This is a genomic window from Herminiimonas sp. (assembly GCF_030645555.1).
In the GTDB taxonomy this organism is placed as follows: Bacteria; Pseudomonadota; Gammaproteobacteria; order Burkholderiales; family Burkholderiaceae_D; genus Oxalicibacterium.
On record NZ_JAUSME010000268.1, the window covers coordinates 1 to 1765 of the forward strand.

2 protein-coding genes are annotated in these 1765 nt (G+C 56.8%); both read left to right on the forward strand.

Annotated elements, in window-relative coordinates; translation table 11 throughout:
• Positions 1–538 (forward strand): ATP phosphoribosyltransferase regulatory subunit (locus tag Q7T06_RS10370; RefSeq protein WP_304784332.1); only part of this gene is annotated, 538 nt, incomplete at its 5' end.
• A gap of 3 nt (positions 539–541) precedes the next feature.
• Positions 542–1765 (forward strand): adenylosuccinate synthase (locus tag Q7T06_RS10375; protein ID WP_304784334.1); only part of this gene is annotated, 1224 nt, incomplete at its 3' end.

The following is a 1765-nucleotide window of genomic DNA, read 5'->3' on the forward strand; positions in this document are numbered from 1 at the left end:
TACCCGTCGTGCCTTGCTGGCCTTGCCGGGCTTGTATGGCGACGCGGAAGTGATTGCACGCGCACGCGCAGTATTGCCAAAACTGCCAGGCATCAGCCAGGCGCTGGACGAATTGACGGCGCTGGTTAAACTGGCAGGGGATGCGAGTGTCACCATCGATCTGGCAGATCTGGGCGGCTATCAATACGAAAGTGGCGCGATGTTCGCCATTTACGTGCCGGGCTTGCCGAATGCGGTTGCACGTGGCGGTCGCTACGATCATGTAGGTGAAGCATTTGGTCGCGCCCGTCCGGCAACCGGCTTCTCGATGGATTTGCGTGAGTTGGCGCGATTGTTGCCTGCTGCAGAGCCCAAGCGCGCGATTCGTGCGCCATGGGGCCGCGAACCGTTGTTGCGTAGCAAAATCAGCGCATTGCGCAAGGCAGGGGAAGTCGTGATTCAAAGTCTTTCCGGCCACGAAAACGATCAGGATGAGTTCGAGTGCGATCGCGTACTCGTACTTGAAGATGGCAACTGGATTATCAAAAATTTAGGCTAAGTGATGTCAACAAAAAGCATGGCAAAAAACGTCGTAGTAGTCGGTACCCAATGGGGCGATGAAGGCAAGGGCAAGATCGTCGATTGGCTGACCGATCATTCGCAGGGTGTGGTGCGCTTTCAGGGCGGCCATAATGCCGGTCACACGCTGGTCATCGGTGGCCACAAAACGGCATTGCAATTGATTCCATCGGGGATCATGCGCGAAGGCGTCGCATGCTATATCGGTAACGGTGTGGTGCTGTCGGTACCCGACGTGCTGCGTGAAATCGACAAGCTGCAGGCGATCGGCGTGGAAGTGCCGTCGCGTCTGAAAATCTCCGAAGCATGCCCGATCATTTTGCCGTATCACACGGCACTGGATGTGGCGCGCGAAGTAGCGCGCGGCGATGCAAAGATAGGCACCACCGGCAAGGGCATAGGCCCGGCATACGAAGACAAGGTTGCACGTCGCGCGATACGCGCTGCCGACCTGCTGAATGAAAAACGTTTCGCTGAAAAACTGCTGGAAAACCTCGACTACCACAACTTCGTATTAACGAATTACCTGAAGGTGGCAGCGGTCGATTATCAAAAAACACTGGATGATGCGCTGGCCGATGTGCCGCGTCTGAAACCCATGGTAGGCGACGTATCGAGTGCCCTGTATGCGGCATTCAATGCCGGCGCAAACCTCTTGTTTGAAGGCGCGCAGGGCAGTTTGCTCGACGTCGATCATGGTACCTACCCGTACGTTACATCGAGCAATTGCGTGGCGGGCAATGCCTCCACCGGTTCCGGTGTCGGCCCTGGCATGCTGCATTACATACTCGGTATCACCAAGGCGTATACGACACGCGTAGGTTCAGGCCCGTTCCCGTCGGAACTGCCGACCGATGCAGGCGTCGGCAAGCATCTGGCGACAGTTGGTCACGAGTTCGGTACCGTCACCGGCCGTCCACGTCGTTGCGGCTGGTTTGATGCCGCCTTGCTGAAGCGTTCGGTGCAGATCAATGGCGTCACTGGCATGTGCTTTACTAAACTCGACGTGCTGGATGGCCTGGAATCGCTGCGTATCTGCACCGGCTACAAACTGCACGGCAAGACAATTGATATCTTCCCGGTCGGTGCCGAAGATGCGGCAGCTTGCGAACCGATATACGAAGAAATGCCGGGCTGGAAAGAAAGCACGGTAGGTGCGAAATCGCTGGATGTATTGCCGGCGAATGCACGTGCCTATATCGATCGC